Genomic DNA, 21,979 nt, shown 5'->3' on the forward strand with positions numbered 1-21,979 from the left:
ATTCAAGGCATATCCGCTCGCAGCAAGGCCTTGATCCTGCAATGCTTTTCAAACACCCGGATTCCGTAACGATTTCGCTACAGCCTCATCTGTTGCGGTCGGTGAAAAATCGCTGAAAGCCTTGATCTACAGGCGCCAAGCAAGGTTGGCCGCAAACTTGCTAAGCAGCTACCCATCATGCTCGCGCCAACGACGAGCGATTTCATCTGGGGAGATTTCATGAGCGAGTTGCGTTTTACTGAAGATCACGAGTGGCTGCGCGCCGAGGCTAACGGCAGTGTGACTGTCGGCATCACGGCGTTCGCGCAGGACGCACTGGGTGACGTGGTTTTCGTGCAACTGCCCGAGCTTGCGTCCTACGACAAAGGCGCAGAAGCCGCTACGGTCGAATCGGTCAAAGCCGCCAGCGGTGTGTACATGCCGCTCAATGGCGAAGTCGTCGAGGTCAACCCGGCGCTGGACGCCAATCCCGAACTGGTCAACGAAGACCCGCTGGGCCAGGGCTGGTTCTTCCGCTTCATTCCTTCCGACGCAGACGCTGTCGGCAAACTGCTGGATCAGGACGCCTACGACCGTCTGATCAAAGCCAACGCCGAAGCCTGAGGAGACTGCCATGACTGACCGCATCGAATTGAGCACCGCCAACGAGTTCATCGCACGCCACATCGGCCCGCGCGCCGACGATGAAAAAGCCATGCTTGCCACGCTCGGTTTTGACTCGCTGGAAGCCCTGAGCGCCAGCGTCATCCCCGAATCCATCAAAGGCACCAGCGTACTGGGCCCGTCGGCAGGTCAGAGCGAAGCCGATGCGCTGGCTGACATCAAAGCCATCGCCAGCAAAAACCAGCTGTTCAAGACCTACATCGGCCAGGGTTACTACAACACCCATACGCCGGCACCGATTCTGCGCAACCTGCTGGAGAATCCGGCCTGGTACACCGCTTACACCCCGTATCAGCCCGAGATTTCCCAAGGTCGTCTCGAGTCGCTGTTGAACTTCCAGACCCTGATCAGCGACCTGACCGGCCTGCCGATCGCCAACGCGTCGTTGCTCGACGAGGCTACCGCTGCCGCCGAAGCCATGACCTTCTGCAAGCGTCTGAGCAAGAACAAGTCCAGCCAGAAATTCTTCGCCTCGGCCCACTGCCACCCGCAAACCCTGGATGTCCTGCGCACACGCGCCGAGCCTCTGGGTATCGACGTTGTCGTGGCTGACGAAAGCCGGTTGACCGACGTCAGCGAATTCTTCGGCGCGCTGCTGCAATACCCGGCCAGCAACGGCGACGTGTTCGACTACCGCGACCTGGTCGAACGCTTCCATGCCGCCAACGCACTGGTTGCCGTTGCAGCGGATCTGCTGGCGCTGACCCTGTTGACGCCACCCGGTGAATTCGGCGCGGACGTCGCCATCGGCAGCGCCCAGCGCTTTGGCGTGCCGCTGGGTTTCGGCGGCCCACACGCGGCTTACTTCTCCACCAAAGATGCCTACAAGCGCGACATGCCGGGCCGTCTGGTAGGCGTTTCGATCGACCGTTTCGGCAAGACCGCACTGCGTCTGGCGATGCAGACGCGTGAACAACACATTCGCCGCGAGAAGGCGACGAGCAACATCTGCACCGCGCAGGTTCTGCTCGCCAACATCGCCAGCATGTACGCCGTCTACCACGGTCCGCGCGGCCTGACCCGCATCGCCAATCGTGTGCACCAGCTGACCGCGATTTTTGCCGAGGGCCTGAGCACGCTGGGCCTGAACGTTGAGCAGGCTTCGTTCTTCGACAGCATCACCCTCAACACCGGCGCCAAGACTGCCGACCTGCATGCCAAGGCGCGCGCTCAGCAGATCAACCTGCGCGAAGTCGACGCCGATCGTCTGGGCGTATCGCTGGACGAAACCACCCAGCAAGCCGACGTGGAAGTCCTGTGGCAACTGTTCGCAGGTGAAGGCCAGGCACTGCCCGATTTCGATTCGCTGGCCGAAAGCGTTCAAGCCCGCCTGCCCACCGAACTCCAGCGTCAGTCGCCGATCCTGAGCCATCCGGTTTTCAACCGCTATCACTCCGAAACCGAACTGATGCGGTACCTGCGCCGTCTGGCGGACAAGGACCTGGCTCTGGACCGCACCATGATCCCGCTGGGCTCGTGCACGATGAAGCTCAACGCCGCCAGTGAAATGATCCCGGTGACGTGGGCCGAGTTCGGCAACCTTCACCCCTTCGCGCCCGCTGAACAGAGCGCCGGTTATCAGCAACTGACGGACGAGCTGGAAGCGATGCTCTGCGCCGCGACCGGATATGACTCGATCTCGCTGCAGCCCAACGCCGGCTCCCAAGGCGAATACGCCGGCCTGCTGGCCATCCGTGCGTATCACCAGAGCCGTGGCGATGACCGTCGCGATATCTGCCTGATTCCTTCGTCGGCCCACGGCACCAACCCGGCCACCGCCAACATGGCGGGCATGCGCGTGGTCGTGACCGCCTGCGACGCACGCGGCAACGTCGACATCGAAGACCTGCGCGCCAAGGCCATCGAGCACCGCGATCACCTCGCGGCACTGATGATCACCTACCCTTCGACCCACGGCGTGTTCGAGGAAGGCATTCGCGAAATCTGCAGCATCATTCACGACAACGGCGGCCAGGTGTACATCGACGGCGCGAACATGAACGCGATGGTCGGCCTCTGTGCGCCGGGCAAGTTCGGCGGCGACGTCTCTCACTTGAACCTGCACAAGACCTTCTGCATCCCGCACGGCGGTGGCGGTCCGGGCGTCGGCCCGATCGGAGTCAAGTCTCATCTGGCGCCGTTCCTGCCGGGTCACGGCAAGATGGAACGCAAGGAAGGCGCGGTCTGCGCGGCACCTTTCGGCAGCGCGAGCATTCTGCCGATCACCTGGATGTACATCCGCATGATGGGTGGCGAAGGCCTGAAACGCGCTTCGCAACTGGCAATTCTCAACGCCAACTACATCTCGCGCCGCCTGGAAGAGCACTACCCCGTGCTGTACACCGGCAGCAGCGGCCTGGTAGCGCACGAATGCATCCTCGACCTGCGCCCGCTCAAAGAAACCAGCGGCATCAGCGTCGATGACGTCGCCAAACGTCTGATCGACTTCGGCTTCCATGCGCCGACCATGTCGTTCCCGGTAGCGGGTACGCTGATGATCGAGCCGACCGAAAGCGAATCCAGAGAAGAGCTGGACCGCTTCTGCGACGCGATGATCAAGATTCGCGAGGAAATCCGCGCAGTGGAAAGTGGCGCGCTGGACAAAGAAGACAACCCGCTGAAAAACGCACCGCACACGGCGGCCGAGCTGGTCGGCGAATGGAGCCACCCGTACAGCCGTGAGCAGGCGGTGTATCCGGTCGCCTCGTTGATCGAAGGCAAATACTGGCCTCCGGTCGGTCGTGTCGACAACGTCTTCGGCGACCGCAACCTGGTCTGCGCCTGTCCTTCGATCGAAAGCTATCAGGACGCGTGACGGATAAGGGGCTACTGTGCGAGCAGTGGCCCTTTTCAAGATAGATCCCGCGTGGTGCTGAAATCACTTCGCGAGCACGCTCACTTCTACACGCTTGTGGCGCACAGATATGCATGAACGCCCCGACCTTGCAGGAGTGAGTTTGCTGCGACTGAGCCCAGCCCGATCAGCCTGCAATAACCATAAAAACAACACCGGAGCCCAATCATGTCCCTGAGCGTGTTTGACCTGTTCAAGATTGGCATCGGCCCCTCCAGCTCTCATACCGTGGGCCCCATGCGTGCTGCGGCACGGTTCGCCGAAGGGCTGCGGCGTGACGACCTGCTTTCCGGCACCACCAGCGTGCGGGTCGAGCTATATGGCTCGCTCGGCGCCACCGGCAAAGGTCACGGCAGCGACAAGGCCGTCTTGCTGGGGCTCGAAGGCGAGCATCCGGACACCGTCGACACCGAGCACGTTGCCGAACGCTTGCAACGCATACGCAGCAGCGAGCGGATCAGTCTGTTGGGCGAGCACAGCATCGAGTTCATCGAAAAGCAGCACCTGGCGATGATTCGCAAGCCGCTGGCCTACCATCCCAACGGCATGATTTTCCGCGCCTTCGACGCCGCCGGCCTGCAGATCCGCAGCCGCGAGTACTACTCGGTGGGCGGCGGTTTCGTCGTCGATGAAGACGCTGCCGGTGCCGACCGTATCGTCGAGGACAGCACGCCACTGCCCTACCCGTTCAAGACCGGCAAGGAACTGATGGCCCATTGCGCAAGCACCGGGCTGTCGATCAGTCAGGTGATGCTGGCCAACGAATCCGCCTGGCGACCCGAAGCGCAGACCCGCGCCGGACTGCTGAATATCTGGCAGGTCATGCAGGACTGCGTCGAAGCGGGATGCCGCAACGAAGGAATCTTGCCGGGCGGCCTGAAGGTCAAGCGGCGCGCGGCAGCCTTGCATCGCCAGCTGTGCAAAAACCCGGAAGCCGCCTTGCGTGATGCCCTGTCCGTGCTGGATTGGGTCAATCTTTACGCGCTGGCCGTCAACGAAGAAAACGCCAACGGCGGACGCGTCGTCACGGCGCCCACCAACGGCGCGGCAGGCATCATTCCTGCGGTGCTGCATTACTACATGCGTTTCATCACCGGTGCGAACGAAGACGGCGTCGTCCGCTTCCTCCTGACCGCCGCCGCCATCGGCATTCTTTATAAGGAGAACGCGTCGATCTCCGGCGCCGAAGTCGGCTGTCAGGGTGAGGTCGGCGTCGCCTGCTCGATGGCCGCCGGCGCGCTCTGCGAGGTGCTGGGCGGCAACGTTCAGCAGGTCGAAAACGCCGCCGAAATCGGCATGGAACACAACCTCGGTCTGACGTGCGACCCGATCGGCGGCCTGGTTCAGGTGCCCTGCATCGAGCGCAACGCCATGGGGTCGGTGAAGGCCATCAATGCGGTACGCATGGCGTTACGCGGCGACGGTCAGCACTTCGTCTCGCTGGACAAAGTCATCCGGACGATGCGCCAGACCGGCGCCGACATGAAAAGCAAATACAAGGAAACAGCCCGGGGCGGGCTGGCCGTGAACATTATCGAGTGCTGATATCAGCCCACTTTCATCGCGTTTCCGGTTTTCAGGCCGGCGCACGTAAACACATTCAAGGAGCCATCGATGTCCGCTGAACTGCTGAAAACCCCGCTCAACGCCCTGCACCGGGAACTGGGTGCCAAGATGGTCGAATTCGCAGGCTACGACATGCCCGTGCAATACCCGGCGGGCGTGATGAAAGAACACCTGCACACCCGCGATCAGGCTGGCCTGTTCGACGTGTCGCACATGGGACAGATCCTGCTGAGCGGCCCTGATGCCGCCCGTGCGCTGGAAACCCTGGTGCCGGTGGACATCATCGACCTGCCGGTGGGCATGCAGCGCTACGCCATGTTCACCAATGAGACCGGCGGGATCCTCGACGACCTGATGGTGGCGAATCTGGGTAACGAGCAACTGATGCTGGTGGTCAACGCCGCCTGCAAAAACGAAGACCTCGCTCACCTTCGCGCGCACATCGGCAATCGCTGCGAGATCACGCCGCTGTTCGAAGCGCGTGCACTGCTGGCCTTGCAAGGTCCTCAGGCCGTCACGGCGCTGGCTCGCCTGGCACCGGAAGTTGCGAAGATGACCTTCATGCAGTACACCTCCGCGCGGATCGACGGCATCGACTGCTATGTAAGCCGTTCCGGGTACACCGGGGAAGACGGCTACGAGATTTCAGTCCCGGCCGACCAGGCCGAATCGCTGGCTCGTCGCCTGCTGGCTGAGCCGGAAGTCGCGCCAATCGGCCTCGGCGCACGTGATTCGCTGCGTCTGGAAGCAGGCCTGTGCCTCTACGGTCATGACATGAATACCGAAACCACGCCGATTCAGGCCAGTCTGCTATGGGCGATTTCCAAGGTCCGTCGCGCCGACGGCACTCGCGCAGGCGGCTTCCCAGGCGCTGATCAAATCTTCGCCCAGCACCAAACCGGTGCGGCTCGCAAGCGTGTCGGCCTGCTGCCGCAAGAGCGCACGCCGGTGCGCGAGGGCGCTGACATTGTCGATGCCGACGATAAAGTGATCGGCTCGATCTGCAGCGGCGGCTTCGGACCGACCCTCGGCGCACCACTGGCAATGGGCTACCTGGACGCAGGATTCACAGCGCTGGATACACCGGTCTGGGCAATCGTTCGTGGCAAGAAAGTACCGATGCTCGTTAGCAAAATGCCTTTCGTTGCGCCACGTTACTTCCGCGGCTGACAGGCGCGTCAAGAAACTGCGGCACCGCAACAGTGCATTCAACTGTGCGCATGCCGCAGTCTGGCGCTCGCTCAAACAGCAATCAAACTGTCAAAAAAATGCACTTTCCAAGGGGCTTCGATATTAAAAACTATCGATCCCCTCGATGTGGTTAAAGTTTTCAAAAAACCGGCCAAACCCCCTGAAACCGGGCATCAGCGGGGCTTGTTTTTTCTGCGAGAGTTAGCGTAGAGTTTCTCAACTGTGTTTGCATAGGTCGCTGGGATCGTGACCTGGGCAGTAGCGCCAAAAGCAATGCTACATCCCGCTCTACGTTTCTTCTTCCTGCAACCAGCCCAGTACTCTTTCGTGTGAAAGGGACTGTCATTAATTTATGCGTTTAGGAATAAGAAAATGTCTACACGTCAGAGCGGTACCGTTAAGTGGTTTAACGACGAGAAAGGTTTTGGTTTTATCACTCCAGAGAGCGGTCCGGATCTGTTCGTCCACTTCCGCGCTATTCAGGGCAACGGCTTCAAGAGCCTGAAAGAAGGCCAGAAAGTTACTTTCGTTGCCGTGCAAGGCCAGAAAGGCATGCAGGCTGATGAAGTACAAGCTGAAGGCTGATCGCTGAAAGCATAAAAGCCCTTGATGGCGACATCAGGGGCTTTTTTATGCCCGCGATTTCGTACACTGCCCGCTTCCCCGTGAACGAGCGTCCGAGATGCCCAAGCACCTGCTAAGCCCACAGGGTGATTTCCCCGCAGTCGGTCTGGGCCGTCGCATGGCCGCCATCTGTTACGACGCGCTGCTGTGCGTTGCGCTGCTGATGGTAACTACCTTCCTGTACAAACTTGTCTGGATGAGCGTCGTGGGCGAGACCAGATTGCGTCAGCTGTCCGACTCAGGCGCGCTGGACGGCGATCCCCTGCTCTCCACGCTTCTGCTGTTCGTCCTGTTCGCGTTCTTCGCCAAGTTCTGGACCCACGCCGGCCAGACGCTGGGCATGCAGGTCTGGGGCATTCGCGTGCAAAACGCGGACGGAACCGGCATCAGCCTCTGGCAAGCGCTGCTGCGTTTCGTCGTCGCGATCGCGTCGTGGCTATGCGTGGGGCTCGGTTTTTTCTGGAGCCTGTTCGACAAGCAAAAGCGCTGCTGGCACGACCTGTATTCCGAGACGCAGCTGGTGCGGATTCCGAAACGAAAGCAATAGCCAGGCGATCACTCAGACACAAAAAAGCCGACCCTGAGGTCGGCTTTTTCATTGTCCGCTGACGATCAACCCGCTCGACGCAGCAGCCAGAGCCCTGCCAGTGCACAGATACCCGCTGGCACCAGAACAGCGAACAGCGGCGAGAACCCGAACACCAGGCTTGAAGGCCCGAGCAGGTCCTGCGCGATCCGGAAGGTGAAACCGACCAGCACGCCGGTGAACACGCGCTGACCCAATGTCACGGAGCGCAGCGGCCCGAAGATGAAGGAGATGGCCATCAGCACCAGCGCCACCGTCACCAGCGGTTGCAGGATCTTGGTGTAGAACGCCAGCCAGTAACGGCCGTTGCTCAGGCCCTGATCTGCCAGATAGCGTGCGTACCCGTACAGCCCGGTCATCGACAGCGACTCGGGCGGCAGCACCACCGTGCTCAGCAACTGCGGGCTCAATGCGACGTTCCAGCGCTCTTCCGGAGCAGACACCACCTCGGTGCGGCCTTCATGGAACAGCGTCGTGGAGACATCCTTGAGCAGCCAGTAATCGGTCATGAAATTCGCCTGTCTGGCAAAACTGGCACTGAGCATGTGACGCTGATCATCAAAGCGGTAGCGCGTGACGCCGTACAACAAGCCATTGGGTTGCACAGTGTTGATGTGAATGAATTCGTCGCCCTGACGATGCCACAAACCATGACGCGCGCTTTGCGCATCGCCGGTGCCTTGCGCCAAGGAACGCGCCGCCTGGGCCTGAGCCTCGGTGACCGGCGCGACGTATTCGCCGATCAGCAGACCCGCGACCATCAGCACCAGCATCGGCTTCATCACCGCCCAGACGATCCGGCCGATGGACACACCCGCAGCGCGCATGATGGTCAGCTCGCTGCTGCTGGCCAGGGCGCCAAGGCCGATCAGGCAGCCGATCAGGGCAGCCATCGGCAGCATCTCATACAGACGGCGCGGCGCTGTCATGACTACGAAGCTGCCGGCATCCCAGAAGGTGTAGGTGTCGCTGATGTCAGCCATCTCGTCGATGAATGCGAACAGCGACGCCAGCCCGAGAATGATCCCGAGCACGGCGAGAATCGCCATGAAGACGCTTTTGCCGATGTACCGATCGAGCTTAACCATGAGCCACCTCCGACACGCTGCGGCGGCTCGCCAGTTTCAGACGCAGAGGCTCCCAGTAAAGCAGGCCCATTCCAATGGCCAGGAACAGCGCATGCACCCACCACAAACCCAGGCCCAGCGGGATCTTGCCTTTTTCGAGCGCGCCGCGAGCGGCGATGAGGATGGTCAGATAGGCCATGTACAGAAGAATCGCCGGCAATAATTTGAGGAAGCGGCCCTGACGCGGGTTCACCTGGGCCAATGGCACGGCCATCAGGGTGACGATGAAAACGAGGATGGGCAGGGAAATGCGCCACTGCAGTTCAGCCTTGTTGCGCAGAGTGTTTTCGCCATTGAGCAACTCGCTCGTGGGGATGGCGTCCCGGTCGGTGATTTCGTCGCTGATTTCAGGCTTGGGCAGCAAAGCGCCGTAGGTGTCGTATTTGATCGCGCGGTAATTGGCCTGCCCAGGGTTGCCGTCGTAACGATACCCGTTGTCCAGAATGAGGTAACGGCTGCCATCGGGTTTGATTTCCTGACGGCCCTTCTCGGCGACCAGTACGGTGATACCGTGATCTTTCTTCTCGTTCAGTTTCTTTTCCGAGATGAACACACCGCCAAGGTTGATGCGGTCGTCCGTCATGGTCTCGGTGTACGTTACCCGGCTGCCGTCACGCAGCAGCTGGAAGCGGCCCGGCACCAGCGTGTCGAACTCGGTCATCGCATCCTGCTTGTTGATCAGCAGCTGAAACTGGGTGGCGCCCTGAGGCGCGAGGCTGAAGCTGAGCCAGGCGACGATCAGAGACACGACGGCGGCGGGCGCCAGCGTCATCCACAGCAGACGCTGCTGACTCATGCCGGTGGCCGCCAGCACGGTCATTTCGCTTTCCAGGTACAAACGCCCGTATGCCAGCAAAATGCCGAGAAACAACCCCAACGGCAGGATCAGTTGCATGAAGCCCGGCAGGCGAAAGCCCATGATCAGAAACAGCACGCCCGGGTCCAGGGCACCCGATGCAGCCTGGGCCAGGTACTTGATGAAGCGGCCACTCATGATGATTACCAGCAGCACAGCGCTCACAGCGCTCAAGGTAACCAGCACTTCTCGGGACAGGTAACGGAAGACAATCAAACCAGACACTCCAGGGTTGTCACGCTCAGGCAGCCTGACAATGAATTGGATCAGCCATCACGCGCTGCGGCGAATCACCGAAAAAATATGCGGCATTATCCTGTGATTGGGTGTGTCTGTCACTGAGCGCGCCGGATACTTATTCAACCGATGCAGGCGCCGGCCACGCTACGGGGTTGTCATGCATTGGCAAGCAAGGTCAAACTGCGGGCCTTGCCGCTGGCAGGGCGATGCGAGACACCTGCGCACTCTGCCGCGCACTCGATTATTGCGATCACCCACAGTTTACCCGGGGACCCCGACATGGAATTGGTTGTTAAAAGCGTCAGTGCAGAAACCTTGAAGACCGCCACGCTGGTGGTTGCCGTCGGTGAAGGCCGCACGCTGAGCGACATCGCGAAGACCGTCGACGCACTGAGCGGAGGCGCGATCAGTGCCGTTCTCAAGCGCGGCGACCTGTCCGGCAAAGTGGGCCAGAGCCTGCTGCTGCACAGCTTGCCCAACCTCAAGTCCGACCGGCTTCTGCTGGTAGGTTCAGGCAAAGAGCCTGAGCTGAGCGATCGCCAGTTCCGCAAGATCATCAGCGGCGCGCTCAGCACGCTCAAGAGCCTGGGCGGCACCGACGCTGCATTCGCGCTCGATCATCTGGCCGTGAAAAACCGTGACATCTATGGCAAGAACCGCCTGCTGGTGGAAACCCTGGCCGATGGCGAATACGTGTTCGACCGTTTCAAGAGCCAGAAGGCCGATCCTCGCGCCCTGAAAAAAGTGACCCTGCTGACGGCCAAGGCCAACGTCGCTGAGGTGGAGCGCGCTGCAAAGCATGCTCAAGCCATCGCCGCCGGCATGGCATTCACCCGCGACTTGGGCAACATGCCGCCTAACCTGTGCCACCCGACCTATCTGGGCGAAGAAGCCAAGGTGCTGGGCAAGGCGTACAAGGGCCTGAAAGTCGACGTGCTCGACGAGAAGAAAATCGCCGATCTGGGCATGGGCTCGTTCCTGGCCGTCGCTCAAGGCAGCGCCCAGCCACCTCGCCTGATCGTGATGAACTATGCCGGCGGCAAGAAGGCCGACAAGCCGTTCGTGCTCGTTGGCAAGGGCATCACCTTCGACACCGGCGGCATCAGCATCAAGCCGGCGGCGAACATGGATGAGATGAAATTCGACATGTGCGGCGCTGCCAGCGTGTTCGGCACGCTGCGCGCCGTGCTGGAACTGCAATTGCCGATCAATCTGGTGTGCATCGTGGCCGCGGCCGAGAACATGCCGAGCGGCACGGCTACCCGTCCGGGTGACATCGTCAAGACCATGAGCGGCCAGACCGTCGAGATCCTCAACACCGACGCCGAAGGCCGTCTGGTGCTGTGCGACGCCCTCACCTACGCCGAACGCTTCAAACCGCAAGCCGTCATCGACATCGCTACGCTGACCGGCGCCTGCGTGGTTGCGCTGGGTGGTCACACCTCCGGCCTGCTGGGCAACAGCGACGCGTTGATCAATCAGGTGCTGGAAGCCGGCAAGCGTGCCGATGACCGTGCCTGGCAACTGCCGCTGTTCGATGAATATCAGGAGCAACTAGACAGCCCGTTTGCCGACATCGCCAACATTGGTGGCCCGAAAGGCGGCACCATCACGGCCGCCTGCTTCCTGTCGCGCTTCGCCAAGGCCTACGAGTGGGCGCATCTGGACATCGCCGGCACCGCATGGCTGAGCGGCGGCAAGGACAAGGGCGCCACTGGCCGTCCGGTTCCTCTGCTGACCCAATACTTGCTGGACCGCGCTGGCGTATAAAGCGCCCTGAAACGTGTCGGCCCGCCGGGTCGGCACGTCAGGCGCTCTGGAACTTTCATGACCCAAGTCGACTTTTACATCCTGCCCAGCGCCGATCCACTCGCGCGGCTGGACTTCGCCTGCAAGCTCACGGATAAAGCCTGGCGGCTCGGCCACAGGATTTACCTGCACTGCAGCGACGCGCAACAGCGCGAAGACCTTGATGCCCGGCTCTGGCGCTTCAAGGGCGAAACTTTCGTGCCCCACGGCGTGAGCGAGGAAGATCAGGATGCTCCGGTTGCGCTCGGTGTCGGCGATGACCCGGGGCAACATCAGGATCTGTTGGTCAATCTGGACCTGCGCATCCCTGAGTTCTTCAAACGTTTTGCCCGTGTGGCCGAGATCGTTGTCGAGGATCCGGCCATCCGCCTGGCGGCACGAGAGAGTTTCCGCTTCTACCGTGAACAGGGCTATCCTCTGCAAGATCACCGACTGCAGCGTCTTTGAGCACATGATGGACAATTCAAAAAACCTGAAAGATTCCGCGCACCTGCTCGATGACCTCGAGTCGATCCGGCAGTTGCTTGGCGATGATTCCCTGCAACCTCCCCTGCTCACCGACAGCGTTTCCGGCGAAGGCCAGATCCCGTTGCTGTTCGACGTGGTCAGCGGTCAGGTCGTCGCCGCTGAAGAAGCGGACGTCAATGACATCCCGACACTGACCGCCGAACCGGTCATTGCCCTGCAACCGCCGGCGCCGGAACAGGCCGAGCCAGTCGTCAGCAAACCCAATCCGGACGACCTGCTGCACCTGGACAACGAGCTGCGTGCTGCTGCGCAACTGATCATGCAAGACGTCATCGACGACTTCGCCCCGCACATCGAAAACGAAATCAAGCGCCGCCTGGATGCGCGGATGGAGCGGCTCCTTTCGCAATACAACACCTGATCTGACAACTCGGTGCCGCTTCCGGGCCGGGCTCAAAAGCAGCGATGTGCGCCGCTCATAAGGTCGCGGTTTAGCGCTTGTAGCTTGCCGCTGCCTTGAAAAGCTATACTTCCCGGCTTTTCCGACTGAAAGCAGATCAGGTTCCCGCCGCGCATGGACAAGACCTACCAGCCGCACGCCATCGAAACTTCCTGGTATCAAACCTGGGAGTCCGAGAATTATTTCGCTCCGCAAGGCGCGGGCGACTCGTACACCATCATGATTCCGCCGCCGAATGTCACCGGCAGCCTGCACATGGGCCACGGTTTCAACAACGCCATCATGGACGCCCTGATCCGCTTCCGCCGCATGCAGGGCCGCAATACCCTGTGGCAGCCAGGGACCGACCACGCCGGTATCGCCACGCAGATGCTGGTGGAGCGCCAGCTCGAAGCGCAGGGCCAAAGCCGTCACGATCTGGGTCGCGAAAAATTCCTCGAAAAAGTCTGGGAGTGGAAGGATCAGTCCGGAGGCAACATCAGCCGTCAGATCCGTCGACTCGGCTCGTCGGTCGACTGGAGCCGCGAGCGCTTCACGATGGACGACGGCCTGTCCGAAGCCGTGAAAGAAGCGTTCGTGCGCCTGCATGAAGACGGCCTGATCTACCGCGGCAAGCGTCTGGTCAACTGGGACACCAAACTGCACACGGCCATTTCCGACCTCGAAGTGGAAAACCACGACGAGAAAGGCAGCCTGTGGAACCTGCGCTATCCACTGGCGGACGGCGCGAAGACCGCCGAAGGCCTGAATTACCTGATCGTGGCCACCACACGTCCGGAAACCATGCTCGGCGATGCCGCCGTCGCGGTGAACCCGAACGATGAACGCTACAAGGCGCTGGTCGGCAAATTCGTCGAACTGCCGCTGGTGGGCCGTCGCATCCCGATCATCGCTGACGACTACTGCGACCCTGAATTCGGCACCGGCTGCGTGAAGATTACCCCGGCGCACGACTTCAACGACTACGAAGTGGGCAAGCGCCACAACCTGCCGCTGCTGAACATCTTCGACAAGAACGCCAACGTGCTGGCCGCCGCTCAAGTGTTCAATCTGGACGGCACGCTGAACGACGCCATCGACGGCAGCCTGCCGGCGCAGTACGCAGGGCTCGACCGCTTCGAAGCGCGCAAGCAGATCGTGGCTGCCTTCGACGCCGCCGGCTTGCTGGTCAGTGTCGACGACCACGCGCTGAAAGTGCCGAAAGGCGATCGCTCCGGCACCATCATCGAGCCGTGGCTGACTGACCAGTGGTACGTGTCCACCAAGCCACTGGCCGAGCCTGCGATTGCCGCCGTGGAAGACGGTCGCATTGCCTTCGTGCCGAAACAATACGAAAACATGTACTTCTCCTGGATGCGCGACATTCAGGACTGGTGCATCAGCCGTCAGCTGTGGTGGGGCCATCGCATTCCGGCCTGGTACGACGAATCGGGCAAGGTTTACGTCGGTCGCGACGAAGCCGAAGTACGTGCCAAGCACAACCTCGGCCCTGACGTAGCGCTGCAGCAAGACAACGACGTACTCGACACCTGGTTCAGTTCCGGCCTGTGGACGTTCTCCACGCTGGGCTGGCCTGAGCAGACCGAATTCCTGAAAACCTTCCACCCGACCGATGTGCTGGTGACCGGCTTCGACATCATTTTCTTCTGGGTCGCCCGGATGATCATGCTCACCATGCACCTGGTGAAGAACGAAGACGGCACGCCGCAGATCCCGTTCAAGACCGTTTACGTCCACGGCCTGGTGCGCGACGGGCAAGGCCAGAAGATGTCCAAGTCCAAGGGCAACGTGCTTGACCCGCTGGACATCGTCGACGGCATCGAGCTTGAAGCACTGGTGCAGAAACGCACCAGCGGCATGATGCAGCCGCAACTGGCGAAGAAGATCGAGAAGCAGACCCGTCAGGAATTCGCCGACGGTATCGCCAGTTACGGCACCGACGCGCTGCGCTTCACCTTCTGCTCGCTGGCGTCCACCGGTCGCGACATCAAGTTCGACATGGGCCGCGTCGAAGGCTATCGCAACTTCTGCAACAAGATCTGGAACGCCGCGCGCTACGTGCTGGACAAGGGCGAAGACTGCGGTCAGAACGGCGAAGCATTCGAGCTCTCCCTGCCGGATCGCTGGATCATTTCCCAGCTGCAGCGCACTGAAGCCGAAGTGACCCGCCAGCTGGATCAATTCCGTTTCGACCTCGCGGCGCAAGCCCTGTACGAGTTCATCTGGAACCAGTACTGCGACTGGTACCTGGAGCTGTCCAAGCCGGTTCTGTGGGACGAAACCGCGCCGGTCGAACGTCAGCGCGGCACCCGCCGCACGCTGGTTCGCGTACTGGAAGTGGCATTGCGTCTGGCGCATCCGTTCATGCCGTTCATCACCGAAGAAATCTGGCAGCGCCTTGCGCCGCTGGCCGGCGCACAGGGCAAGACCATCATGCTGCAACCGTGGCCGGTGGCGAACGAGTCGCGCATCGATGCCGCTGCCGAAGGCGACATCGAATGGCTCAAGGGCCTGATGCTCGGCGTGCGTAACATCCGCGGCGAGATGAACATCGGACCGGGCAAACCGCTGCAGCTGTTCCTCAAAAACGTCAGCACCGAAGATCAGCGCCGCCTCAACGAGAACGAGCACTTGCTGAAGAAGCTGGCCAAGCTCGAGTCGTTCACCGTACTGGCGGCGGGTGCCGAAGCGCCGCTGTCGGCCACCGCGCTGGTGGGCGAGATGGAAGTGCTGGTGCCGATGGCCGGTCTGATCGACAAGGGCGCCGAGCTGGCGCGTCTGGACAAGGAAATCCAGCGCCTGCAAGGCGAAGTCCAGCGCGTGGGCGGCAAGCTGTCCAATGCGGCATTCGTTGACAAGGCGCCACCTGAAGTCATCGCCAAGGAGCGCGCCAAGCTGACCGAAGCTGAGCAGGCGTTGAGCAAACTGGCCGAGCAGCACGCACGGATTGCCAGTTTGTAATCGACCGATCAGCCAGCCCGATCACCGGGCTGGCTGACTACCCTAAACCCTGTGGGAGTGAGCTTGCTCGCGATAGCGCCGTATCAGCCACATTATTGTTGTCTGACACACCGTTATCGCGAGCAAGCTCACTCCTACAGGGTTTTGTGTTTCAACCGGAATTGAATTCGTCATGACCAAGCCCGAGCATCCCAAACCGCCGCGCAAGACGCCAAAACCCGCGACTGGAGTCAAGCCCGCCGCGCCTCGTGAGAAGGCCAGCCTTCACCCGCGCAATCGTCATCAGGGCCATTACGACTTTCCTCGGCTGATCAAGAGCAGTCCGGAACTGGGCCAGTTCGTGATCACCAATCCCTACGGCAAGGAAAGCATCGACTTCGCCAATCCGGCAGCCGTTCGGGTGTTCAATCGTGCGTTGCTCAAGGCTTTTTACGGCATCGCGCACTGGGATATCCCTGCCGATTATCTGTGCCCACCGATTCCAGGCCGGGCCGATTATGTGCATTTCCTCGCCGACCTTCTGGCCGAGCGTAACGACGGCGTGATCCCGCGGGGCGCGGCGATCAAGGCGCTGGACGTGGGCACCGGCGCCAATTGCATCTACCCGCTGATCGGGCACAGCGAGTACGGCTGGCATTTCGTGGGATCGGACGTCGACAAGATCGCCCTTGCCTCGGCTACAACCATCGTCAAGGCCAACCAGCTGGGCAAAGCGATCGGCGTGCGTGAGCAAAGCAATCGCAACCACATCCTCGCAGGGCTGCTCGGACGCGAAGAACGCTTCGACGTGACACTGTGCAATCCGCCCTTCCACGCCTCGCAGGAGGAAGCACTGCGCGGCAGTCAGCGCAAATGGCGGGCGCTCGGTAAAGCTGACCCCAAACGCAAGTTGCCTGTGCTCAACTTCGGAGGTCAGGCAGCGGAGCTGTGGTGTGAGGGCGGCGAGGCACGATTCGTCGCGCAACTGATCGCCGAGAGCGCGCAGCTTGCCGTTCAGGTGCTGTGGTTCAGCACGCTGGTGTCAAAGGCCTCGAACCTCCCGCTGATTCGGAGCACGCTGAAGAAAACCGGCGCGCTGGAAAGCCATGTGGTCGAGATGTCGCAGGGACAGAAGCAAAGCCGGTTTGTCGCCTGGACGTTCCACGACAAAGCGCAGCAGGCTGCCTGGCGGGCCGAGCGTTGGAGCGTCGGCAAGTGATCTGGATACCAGCCTGTTTCAGCTGAATCCGGGCACAAAAAAACCGTGTCCGGATCACTCCGTCACACGGTTTCCTCACACAAGTAGCGTTTTCGCTTACTTGTTGACCGAGTCAGTCAGCACTTTGGCTGGTACGAACTTGACCACTTTCTTGGCAGCGATTTCGATGGCTGCGCCAGTCGAAGGGTTGCGGCCGGTGCGAGCTGGACGCTCGGTGACTTTCAGTTTGCCGATGCCTGGCAGAGTAATTTCACTACCGTTTTCCAGCTGGTCAGCGACGATTTGGCCCAATTGGTCCAGAGCATTGCGCGCGGTGGTTTTTGGCGCGTCGATAGCTTCTGCGATATCGGCGATCAATTGGTCTTTAGTCAGAGCCATGGTGGTGTTCCTTCCCTATCAAATTCGAATGGTTTGCAGAGTGTGTACAGACGCGAAATGTAGATGCTGAATTCGGTCTTTGGTTCGGCAGAACCCCACAAACTGCGTGCTTGGCGCGCTTCGGTGCGCAAGACCGGGCAAAACTAGCACAGAGCCAAGCAAATATCCGCACCCTGCTGCCCATTTGGTCAGCTTTATCGCGGTTCAACCCCAAAAAAGTCATATTAATAGAGCCGGTGCCGTGTTTTCGGCCAGCGCAGCGCGTTCCCGGGCCTGTGTGCGGTACACTTGCCGACTTTCGCACGGGCCTGGCTTCCACCCGTTCAGTTCCACTTCAGCAGCCGAGAAATCCATGCCGATCCGTCATGCCATCGTTCACCTGATCGACAAAAAACCCGACGGTACGCCCGCAGTCCTCCACGCTCGAGATTCCGAACTCGCGGAGTCCCAGGCCATCGAGAACATGCTGGCCGACCTCAACGAGAGCTACAACGCCAAACAGGGCAAGGCCTGGGGTTTCTTCCACGCCGAGTCTGGCGCGCACCCGTTCAGTGGCTGGTTGAAGGAGTATCTGGATGAGGGCAAGGATTTCACCGCGTTCAGTCGCGTGGCAGTCGAGCATCTGCAAAAGCTGATGGAAGAGTCCAACCTGTCGGTGGGCGGCCACGTGTTGTTCGCGCACTATCAACAGGGCATGACCGAATACCTGGCCATCGCGTTGCTGCACCACAGCGAAGGCGTCGCCGTGAACGAAGCGCTGGATGTCACGCCGTCGCGGCATCTGGATCTGGGCCAACTGCACCTGGCCGCGCGGATCAACATTTCCGAATGGCAGAACAACAAGGCGTCCAAACAGTACATCTCGTTCATCAAGGGCAAGAACGGCAAGAAAGTCTCGGAGTACTTTCGCGACTTCATCGGGTGTCAGGAAGGCGTCGACGGCCCCGGTGAGACCCGCACCTTGCTCAAAGCCTTCAGCGACTTCGTCGAGAGCGAAGACCTGCCGGAAGCATCCACCCGTGAGAAAACCAAGGCGCTGGTCGATTACGCCAGCAGCCAGAGCAAAATGGGCGAACCCATTGCGCTGGAAGAGTTGTCCGGGCTGATCGACGAAGATCGGCCGCGCGCGTTCTACGAACATATCCGCAACAAGGACTATGGGCTCTCGCCAGAGATCCCCGCCGACAAGCGCACCCTGAACCAGTTTCGGCGCTTCACCGGTCGCGCCGAAGGCTTGTCGATCAGCTTCGAAGCGCATCTGCTGGGGGACAAGATCGAATACGACGAAGAGAAAGGCACGCTGATCATCAAAGGTCTGCCGACTCAACTCACCGATCAGTTGAAGAGGCGCTGAAGGCGATGTTCGTGCGCACGCTCAAGAAGTTCGTGCTGATCCTGCTGGTCGTCGTCGTTTATCAGAACTGGGGCAAGATCGAGAACTTCGTGCATCCTGCGTCTTCGGTTTCTGCGCAAGTGCTGGCAAACGCGAAGGTCACGCTGTATGCGACCGACTGGTGTGGCTACTGCAAACAGACCCGACGCTTCCTCGACAGCAAGGGTATTCCGTACACCGAGTTCGACATCGAGAAAGACGCTGCCGGGCGTAAAGCCTACGAGGCGTTGGGCGGCCGCGGCATCCCTCTGATCGACGTCAATGGCACGTTGATCAGAGGTTTTTCACCGGACGAGATTCTTGCGGCGCTTAAGTGACGGCCATGCGCTGTTGGGAGTTGCCCTTAAGCGGCCTTGATTTGAAACCCATAACGCGGAAAGTGCACATGCACGTCCCCGGCGCGCTCGTCCTCACGACACAGGATGATTTCCTCGCGGCCGTTGAAGACCAACTCACCCTGCACGGGGTTCACGCCGTAGTCGACAGCAGAAACACTCACCTGCTGACCCACCTCAAAGCCGTTGGGGTCGATAAAGTCTTCCACCGGCAGCGGCTGCGGGGCCGCGCGGCGGGCGATCTCCAGTGCGTCGGCAGAGCTCAACTCACTGGCCGCGCCGTGACCAAACCCGATCACGCGCTGATACCAGGCCAGTATTTCCGGATAGTCGTCCACCAGCGGTGAGGTGACGGGCGTCTGTTTCAGGAACCACAGCGTATGAACGACGGCGAAGTCGGCAATTGAAGGGGCGCCCAGCAGGAAGTCGCCGTTGCGTTCCAGTTGAAGCTGCAAACGGCCCATGAGTGTCGGCCACTGATGCTTGGCCAGTTCGAGCGGAATGCGCGTCGCGGTACCGCCCTCGAAGAATGATGCGCGATCAGCGGAGAACGCTTTGACGGCCTCCGGCGGGGCCTTGGCGAATCGCACCGCCATCAACGCGGGTTGAAAGACCAAGCTGACGGCGTGCAGGAACAGCACTGAGTCGGCCCAGGCTGCGAGGCTCGACGCGGTGAACTCCTGACCTTCCGGATAAAAGGCAGGCGACGACTTTTCCTGCTCGAGCCGACGCGCAATCAGCGCGGTGTCGCAGTAAATGTCAGCGCCTATCTGTAACACCGGCGTCTTGCGATAACCGCCGGTCAGCGCAGTGACATCCGGCTTGGGCATGATGGGAGGGATGACGACCGAGCGCCACGACAAGCCTTTGAAACCGAGCATCAGACGCGCTTTTTCGGAAAACAGTGACGCCGGGTAATGGTGCAGGATCAGTTCTGACATGCTTCGGTCCATCCGCAGAGGTGAACGCCCAGCTTAGCTGGCGCAGCGGCGATGGCCTACCCGCTCAGGCTGATGGCGCGGCATCAGCCCTGTGTATATAGCTGGCGGCCAGCGCTTCCTTCGCCCGCTTGCGCAATTTTTTGATCAGCCGCTCCTGACGCAGCGCGTCGCCCTTGTCGCGGCACGCCTCGACATACACCAGCGCCATCGCAGGGCTGGAACTGAAAAAGCGCGCGCCTTTTCCGCTTTGGTGCTTGATGAAGCGCTGTTGGGGATCAGTGCTGATGCCGCAGTACAACGAGCCGTTGGCCGCGCGCACGAGATAAACGAACCACGGTTTAGTGACTGTGACTTCAACGGCAGCGGTAATGGGGATCGCGACTTCGGTCATCGTCTGAACAAGCGGTGAGGACAGGAAAGCTGCGATTCTACCAGAGCATCAGCGGCCAGCCTGAAAGGCCTTCAATCCCTTCTGCGCCTGCGCGCGAATAGCGTTCCGCACCAACGGCGTCCATCCCAGTAAAGTGCCTTTGGCGCCCAAGGCCTGGCGCGACCAGCGCCACAGATCGAAATGATCGTGGTGTTCGCAGATCTTGCCATCGCGAAACACGAAGCGCGCCTGAATGTCGTTGATCACCGTGCGACCGGTCTGGCTGAACAGGTAGGTCGCCACCCAATGCGCGCCACCCGTGCGCTCGTCAGCCCGCACAGCGTCATAACGCAGCGAGAAGTCCTTGGCCCGCGACGTCAGCATTCGCCACATGTCGCTGGCATCCCGCCCGCGCAGCTCGCCGAACACCGGATCACTGAACACCACGTTATCGCTGTAACAGGCGGCCATGGCTTCGGCGTCCAGGCGACTGAACGCCTCGTAGAAGCGGCTGATCAGGGCGGCGTGTTGTTCACTCAGGCGGATTTCGCTCATGCGGTTGGACATCCGTGGGAAATAAGCTCGCACGATAAGCGCCAGCGAGCCGTTTTGCCACGGACATTCGTGATGGAAATACCGCTTCTCAGATTTTCTCGCTGGTCACATTCACATAGAGCGAGCGTCCGGCACCCATCCCGGCGACGATTGCCGTCACGCCGATCAGGCCGAAAATCCAGCCGACGGCGCTCCAGTTGCCGGTCCAGTCATGCACCACGCCCACTGCAAAAGGCCCCAGGGACGCCAAGGTGTAGCCGACGCCCTGAGCCATGCTGGACAGGTTGGCCGCAACGTGGGAATCGCGAGAGCGCAGCACGATCAGCGTCAACGCCAGGCTGAAGGTGCCGCCCTGCCCCAGCCCGAGCACCACGGCCCAGAACCACAGCTGGTTGAGCGGCGCATACAGGCAGCCGTAAAGGCCAGCCAATGTGAGCAGCATGACCAGCAGAATCGCCAGCCGCTGGTCCTTGCCCCGCGTCGCCAGCCATGGCGTGGCCAATGAACTGATGAGCTGGACCATGATCGAGCCGGACAGCAACAAACCGGCCTCGGTCGCGGTCAGGCCGCGTCCGATCAGAATCGAAGGCAACCAGCCGAATACGATGTAGGCCAACGACGACTGCAGGCCCATGTACAGCGTGACCTGTCGGGCCAGACGGTCGCGGAAAAGCCCCCGAACCCGGTAGGCCGCCTGATGCTGACCGTGACGCTGGCGGGTCTGTGGCAGCCAGAACACAGCCGCGACAATCGCCGGAACGATCCAGAATCCCAGCCCCGATTTCCAGCTGTCGCCAACGCCATCCCCGAGCGCATGGCTCAACGGCACAGTGGCCCCGGCCGCCACGGCGGCACCCAGGCACAACGCCATTGTGTAAACGCCGGTCATCGTGCCGGCCTGGCTGGCGAAGTCGCGCTTGACGATGCCGGGCAGCAGCACACCGATAATGCCGATACTGGCGCCCGCCATGATGCTGCCGGCGAACAGGCCTGCTTCGCCGAACGAGCTGCGCAGGAGAATGCCGCACGCCAGCGTCAGCAAGATCCCCAGCACCACCCGTTCGCTGCCGAAACGGCGGGCAAGGATCGGCGCAAGGGGCGCGAACAGGCCCAGGCACAGAACGGGCAGCGTGGTCAGCAGCCCTGCCCTGGCAGCAGACAAGCCCAGACTTTCCGACACAGCGCTGAGCAGCGGCGCCATGCTCGACAGCGCAGGGCGCAGGTTCAGCGCGACCAGCACCAGGCCGAGCAGCAACAACCAGGGTCGCTTCACCACCGGTTTTTCGTGCTGAACCTGATCGTCATCCGCTTCTGCATCGATCAGCAGCTCAACGGTTTCATGATGTTTTCGGGTAAGGGATAGCGTGTCGCTCGCCGCAGGCGCCTTGGTCGTCATGGGATTCT

Annotated in this window: 20 protein-coding genes; 13 read left to right on the top strand and 7 right to left on the bottom strand. The window is 61.0% G+C overall.

What is annotated here, in order from left to right:
* Positions 1-219 precede the first annotated feature (219 nt).
* The 6 genes from gcvH (at position 220) to BMZ10_RS12200 (ending at position 7,445) form a co-directional block, all read left to right on the top strand.
* Entirely contained in the window at positions 220-603 is a 384-nt protein-coding gene (gcvH, locus tag BMZ10_RS12175; RefSeq protein ID WP_093462583.1) for a glycine cleavage system protein GcvH, read from the top strand.
* Between the two features lie 10 nt (positions 604-613).
* Positions 614-3,478, top strand: coding sequence for an aminomethyl-transferring glycine dehydrogenase (gene gcvP, locus BMZ10_RS12180; RefSeq protein WP_093462018.1), 2,865 nt, complete (start codon positions 614-616; stop codon positions 3,476-3,478).
* Between the two features lie 207 nt (positions 3,479-3,685).
* Complete coding sequence (locus tag BMZ10_RS12185) at positions 3,686-5,062, top strand: L-serine ammonia-lyase (protein ID WP_093462021.1); 1,377 nt, start codon at positions 3,686-3,688, stop codon at positions 5,060-5,062.
* A 69-nt stretch (positions 5,063-5,131) separates the two neighbouring features.
* Positions 5,132-6,253, top strand: coding sequence for a glycine cleavage system aminomethyltransferase GcvT (gcvT, locus tag BMZ10_RS12190; RefSeq protein ID WP_093462024.1), 1,122 nt, complete (start codon positions 5,132-5,134; stop codon positions 6,251-6,253).
* Between the two features lie 393 nt (positions 6,254-6,646).
* Entirely contained in the window at positions 6,647-6,859 is a 213-nt protein-coding gene (locus BMZ10_RS12195; protein ID WP_003237709.1) for a cold-shock protein, read from the top strand.
* A 97-nt stretch (positions 6,860-6,956) separates the two neighbouring features.
* Positions 6,957-7,445 carry an RDD family protein gene (locus BMZ10_RS12200; RefSeq protein WP_093462030.1) on the top strand — a complete coding sequence of 163 codons (489 nt, stop codon included), beginning with the start codon at positions 6,957-6,959 and terminating at the stop codon, positions 7,443-7,445.
* A 65-nt stretch (positions 7,446-7,510) separates the two neighbouring features.
* On the opposite strand, the gene lptG is transcribed toward BMZ10_RS12200, so the two are convergent.
* Together lptG and lptF are read right to left on the bottom strand one after the other, a co-directional pair.
* On the bottom strand, positions 7,511-8,572 hold the full coding sequence (lptG, locus tag BMZ10_RS12205) for an LPS export ABC transporter permease LptG (RefSeq protein ID WP_093462033.1): 1,062 nt from the start codon (positions 8,570-8,572) through the stop codon (positions 7,511-7,513).
* Positions 8,565-9,683, bottom strand: a complete 1,119-nt coding sequence (gene lptF, locus BMZ10_RS12210) for an LPS export ABC transporter permease LptF (RefSeq protein WP_093462036.1) — start codon at positions 9,681-9,683, stop codon at positions 8,565-8,567. Before lptF ends, lptG begins: the two co-directional genes overlap by 8 nt.
* 303 nt (positions 9,684-9,986) lie before the next feature.
* Here lptF and BMZ10_RS12215 point away from each other — a divergent pair, with 303 nt between their 5' ends.
* The 5 genes from BMZ10_RS12215 to rlmF all read left to right on the top strand — a co-directional run bounded on the left by BMZ10_RS12215 (position 9,987) and on the right by rlmF (position 16,603).
* Complete coding sequence (locus tag BMZ10_RS12215) at positions 9,987-11,477, top strand: leucyl aminopeptidase (RefSeq protein WP_093462039.1); 1,491 nt, start codon at positions 9,987-9,989, stop codon at positions 11,475-11,477.
* A 57-nt stretch (positions 11,478-11,534) separates the two neighbouring features.
* Complete coding sequence (locus BMZ10_RS12220) at positions 11,535-11,963, top strand: DNA polymerase III subunit chi (RefSeq protein WP_093462042.1); 429 nt, start codon at positions 11,535-11,537, stop codon at positions 11,961-11,963.
* A gap of 7 nt (positions 11,964-11,970) precedes the next feature.
* Positions 11,971-12,405, top strand: a complete 435-nt coding sequence (locus BMZ10_RS12225) for a DNA polymerase III subunit chi (protein WP_093462045.1) — start codon at positions 11,971-11,973, stop codon at positions 12,403-12,405.
* Between the two features lie 153 nt (positions 12,406-12,558).
* On the top strand, positions 12,559-15,405 hold the full coding sequence (locus tag BMZ10_RS12230; RefSeq protein ID WP_093462048.1) for a valine--tRNA ligase: 2,847 nt from the start codon (positions 12,559-12,561) through the stop codon (positions 15,403-15,405).
* Positions 15,406-15,577: 172 nt separating this feature from the next.
* Positions 15,578-16,603: a 23S rRNA (adenine(1618)-N(6))-methyltransferase RlmF gene (rlmF, locus tag BMZ10_RS12235; RefSeq protein WP_093462051.1), complete on the top strand. Its 1,026-nt coding sequence runs from the start codon at positions 15,578-15,580 to the stop codon at positions 16,601-16,603.
* A gap of 96 nt (positions 16,604-16,699) precedes the next feature.
* Here rlmF and BMZ10_RS12240 read toward each other — a convergent pair whose 3' ends face one another.
* Entirely contained in the window at positions 16,700-16,981 is a 282-nt protein-coding gene (locus BMZ10_RS12240; protein WP_037014905.1) for an HU family DNA-binding protein, read from the bottom strand.
* A 352-nt stretch (positions 16,982-17,333) separates the two neighbouring features.
* Between BMZ10_RS12240 and yejK the strand changes: the two genes are divergently transcribed.
* Both yejK and BMZ10_RS12250 read left to right on the top strand, forming a co-directional pair.
* Positions 17,334-18,335: a nucleoid-associated protein YejK gene (gene yejK, locus BMZ10_RS12245; protein ID WP_093462054.1), complete on the top strand. Its 1,002-nt coding sequence runs from the start codon at positions 17,334-17,336 to the stop codon at positions 18,333-18,335.
* Between the two features lie 5 nt (positions 18,336-18,340).
* Positions 18,341-18,691, top strand: coding sequence for a glutaredoxin family protein (locus BMZ10_RS12250; protein WP_093462057.1), 351 nt, complete (start codon positions 18,341-18,343; stop codon positions 18,689-18,691).
* 26 nt (positions 18,692-18,717) lie between these two features.
* Here BMZ10_RS12250 and BMZ10_RS12255 read toward each other — a convergent pair whose 3' ends face one another.
* From BMZ10_RS12255 to BMZ10_RS12270, 4 genes are all read right to left on the bottom strand, one after another.
* A complete protein-coding gene (locus tag BMZ10_RS12255) occupies positions 18,718-19,650 on the bottom strand; it encodes a glutathione S-transferase family protein (protein WP_093462060.1) in 933 nt (310 codons plus the stop codon).
* Between the two features lie 64 nt (positions 19,651-19,714).
* Positions 19,715-20,041 carry a GIY-YIG nuclease family protein gene (locus tag BMZ10_RS12260; protein ID WP_093462063.1) on the bottom strand — a complete coding sequence of 109 codons (327 nt, stop codon included), beginning with the start codon at positions 20,039-20,041 and terminating at the stop codon, positions 19,715-19,717.
* A gap of 48 nt (positions 20,042-20,089) precedes the next feature.
* Entirely contained in the window at positions 20,090-20,560 is a 471-nt protein-coding gene (locus BMZ10_RS12265; protein ID WP_093462586.1) for a nuclear transport factor 2 family protein, read from the bottom strand.
* 103 nt (positions 20,561-20,663) lie between these two features.
* Entirely contained in the window at positions 20,664-21,971 is a 1,308-nt protein-coding gene (locus tag BMZ10_RS12270; protein WP_093462066.1) for a CynX/NimT family MFS transporter, read from the bottom strand.
* Positions 21,972-21,979 lie beyond the last annotated feature (8 nt).

Source organism: Pseudomonas sp. NFR16, assembly GCF_900108875.1.
Lineage (GTDB): Bacteria > Pseudomonadota > Gammaproteobacteria > Pseudomonadales > Pseudomonadaceae > Aquipseudomonas.

What these genes read in the sequence shown, in the direction of transcription:
- rlmF (WP_093462051.1), top strand. Translation starts at nt 15,578, where the DNA reads ATGACCAAGCCCGAGCATCCCAAACCGCCGCGCAAGACGCCAAAACCC.
- gcvT (WP_093462024.1), top strand. Translation starts at nt 5,132, where the DNA reads ATGTCCGCTGAACTGCTGAAAACCCCGCTCAACGCCCTGCACCGGGAA.
- gcvH (WP_093462583.1), top strand. Translation starts at nt 220, where the DNA reads ATGAGCGAGTTGCGTTTTACTGAAGATCACGAGTGGCTGCGCGCCGAG.
- lptG (WP_093462033.1), bottom strand. Translation starts at nt 8,572, where the DNA reads ATGGTTAAGCTCGATCGGTACATCGGCAAAAGCGTCTTCATGGCGATT.
- gcvP (WP_093462018.1), top strand. Translation starts at nt 614, where the DNA reads ATGACTGACCGCATCGAATTGAGCACCGCCAACGAGTTCATCGCACGC.
- BMZ10_RS12250 (WP_093462057.1), top strand. Translation starts at nt 18,341, where the DNA reads ATGTTCGTGCGCACGCTCAAGAAGTTCGTGCTGATCCTGCTGGTCGTC.
- yejK (WP_093462054.1), top strand. Translation starts at nt 17,334, where the DNA reads ATGCCGATCCGTCATGCCATCGTTCACCTGATCGACAAAAAACCCGAC.
- BMZ10_RS12270 (WP_093462066.1), bottom strand. Translation starts at nt 21,971, where the DNA reads ATGACGACCAAGGCGCCTGCGGCGAGCGACACGCTATCCCTTACCCGA.
- BMZ10_RS12260 (WP_093462063.1), bottom strand. Translation starts at nt 20,041, where the DNA reads ATGACCGAAGTCGCGATCCCCATTACCGCTGCCGTTGAAGTCACAGTC.
- BMZ10_RS12185 (WP_093462021.1), top strand. Translation starts at nt 3,686, where the DNA reads ATGTCCCTGAGCGTGTTTGACCTGTTCAAGATTGGCATCGGCCCCTCC.
- BMZ10_RS12225 (WP_093462045.1), top strand. Translation starts at nt 11,971, where the DNA reads ATGGACAATTCAAAAAACCTGAAAGATTCCGCGCACCTGCTCGATGAC.
- BMZ10_RS12200 (WP_093462030.1), top strand. Translation starts at nt 6,957, where the DNA reads ATGCCCAAGCACCTGCTAAGCCCACAGGGTGATTTCCCCGCAGTCGGT.
- BMZ10_RS12215 (WP_093462039.1), top strand. Translation starts at nt 9,987, where the DNA reads ATGGAATTGGTTGTTAAAAGCGTCAGTGCAGAAACCTTGAAGACCGCC.
- BMZ10_RS12230 (WP_093462048.1), top strand. Translation starts at nt 12,559, where the DNA reads ATGGACAAGACCTACCAGCCGCACGCCATCGAAACTTCCTGGTATCAA.
- BMZ10_RS12255 (WP_093462060.1), bottom strand. Translation starts at nt 19,650, where the DNA reads ATGTCAGAACTGATCCTGCACCATTACCCGGCGTCACTGTTTTCCGAA.
- BMZ10_RS12195 (WP_003237709.1), top strand. Translation starts at nt 6,647, where the DNA reads ATGTCTACACGTCAGAGCGGTACCGTTAAGTGGTTTAACGACGAGAAA.
- BMZ10_RS12240 (WP_037014905.1), bottom strand. Translation starts at nt 16,981, where the DNA reads ATGGCTCTGACTAAAGACCAATTGATCGCCGATATCGCAGAAGCTATC.
- BMZ10_RS12220 (WP_093462042.1), top strand. Translation starts at nt 11,535, where the DNA reads ATGACCCAAGTCGACTTTTACATCCTGCCCAGCGCCGATCCACTCGCG.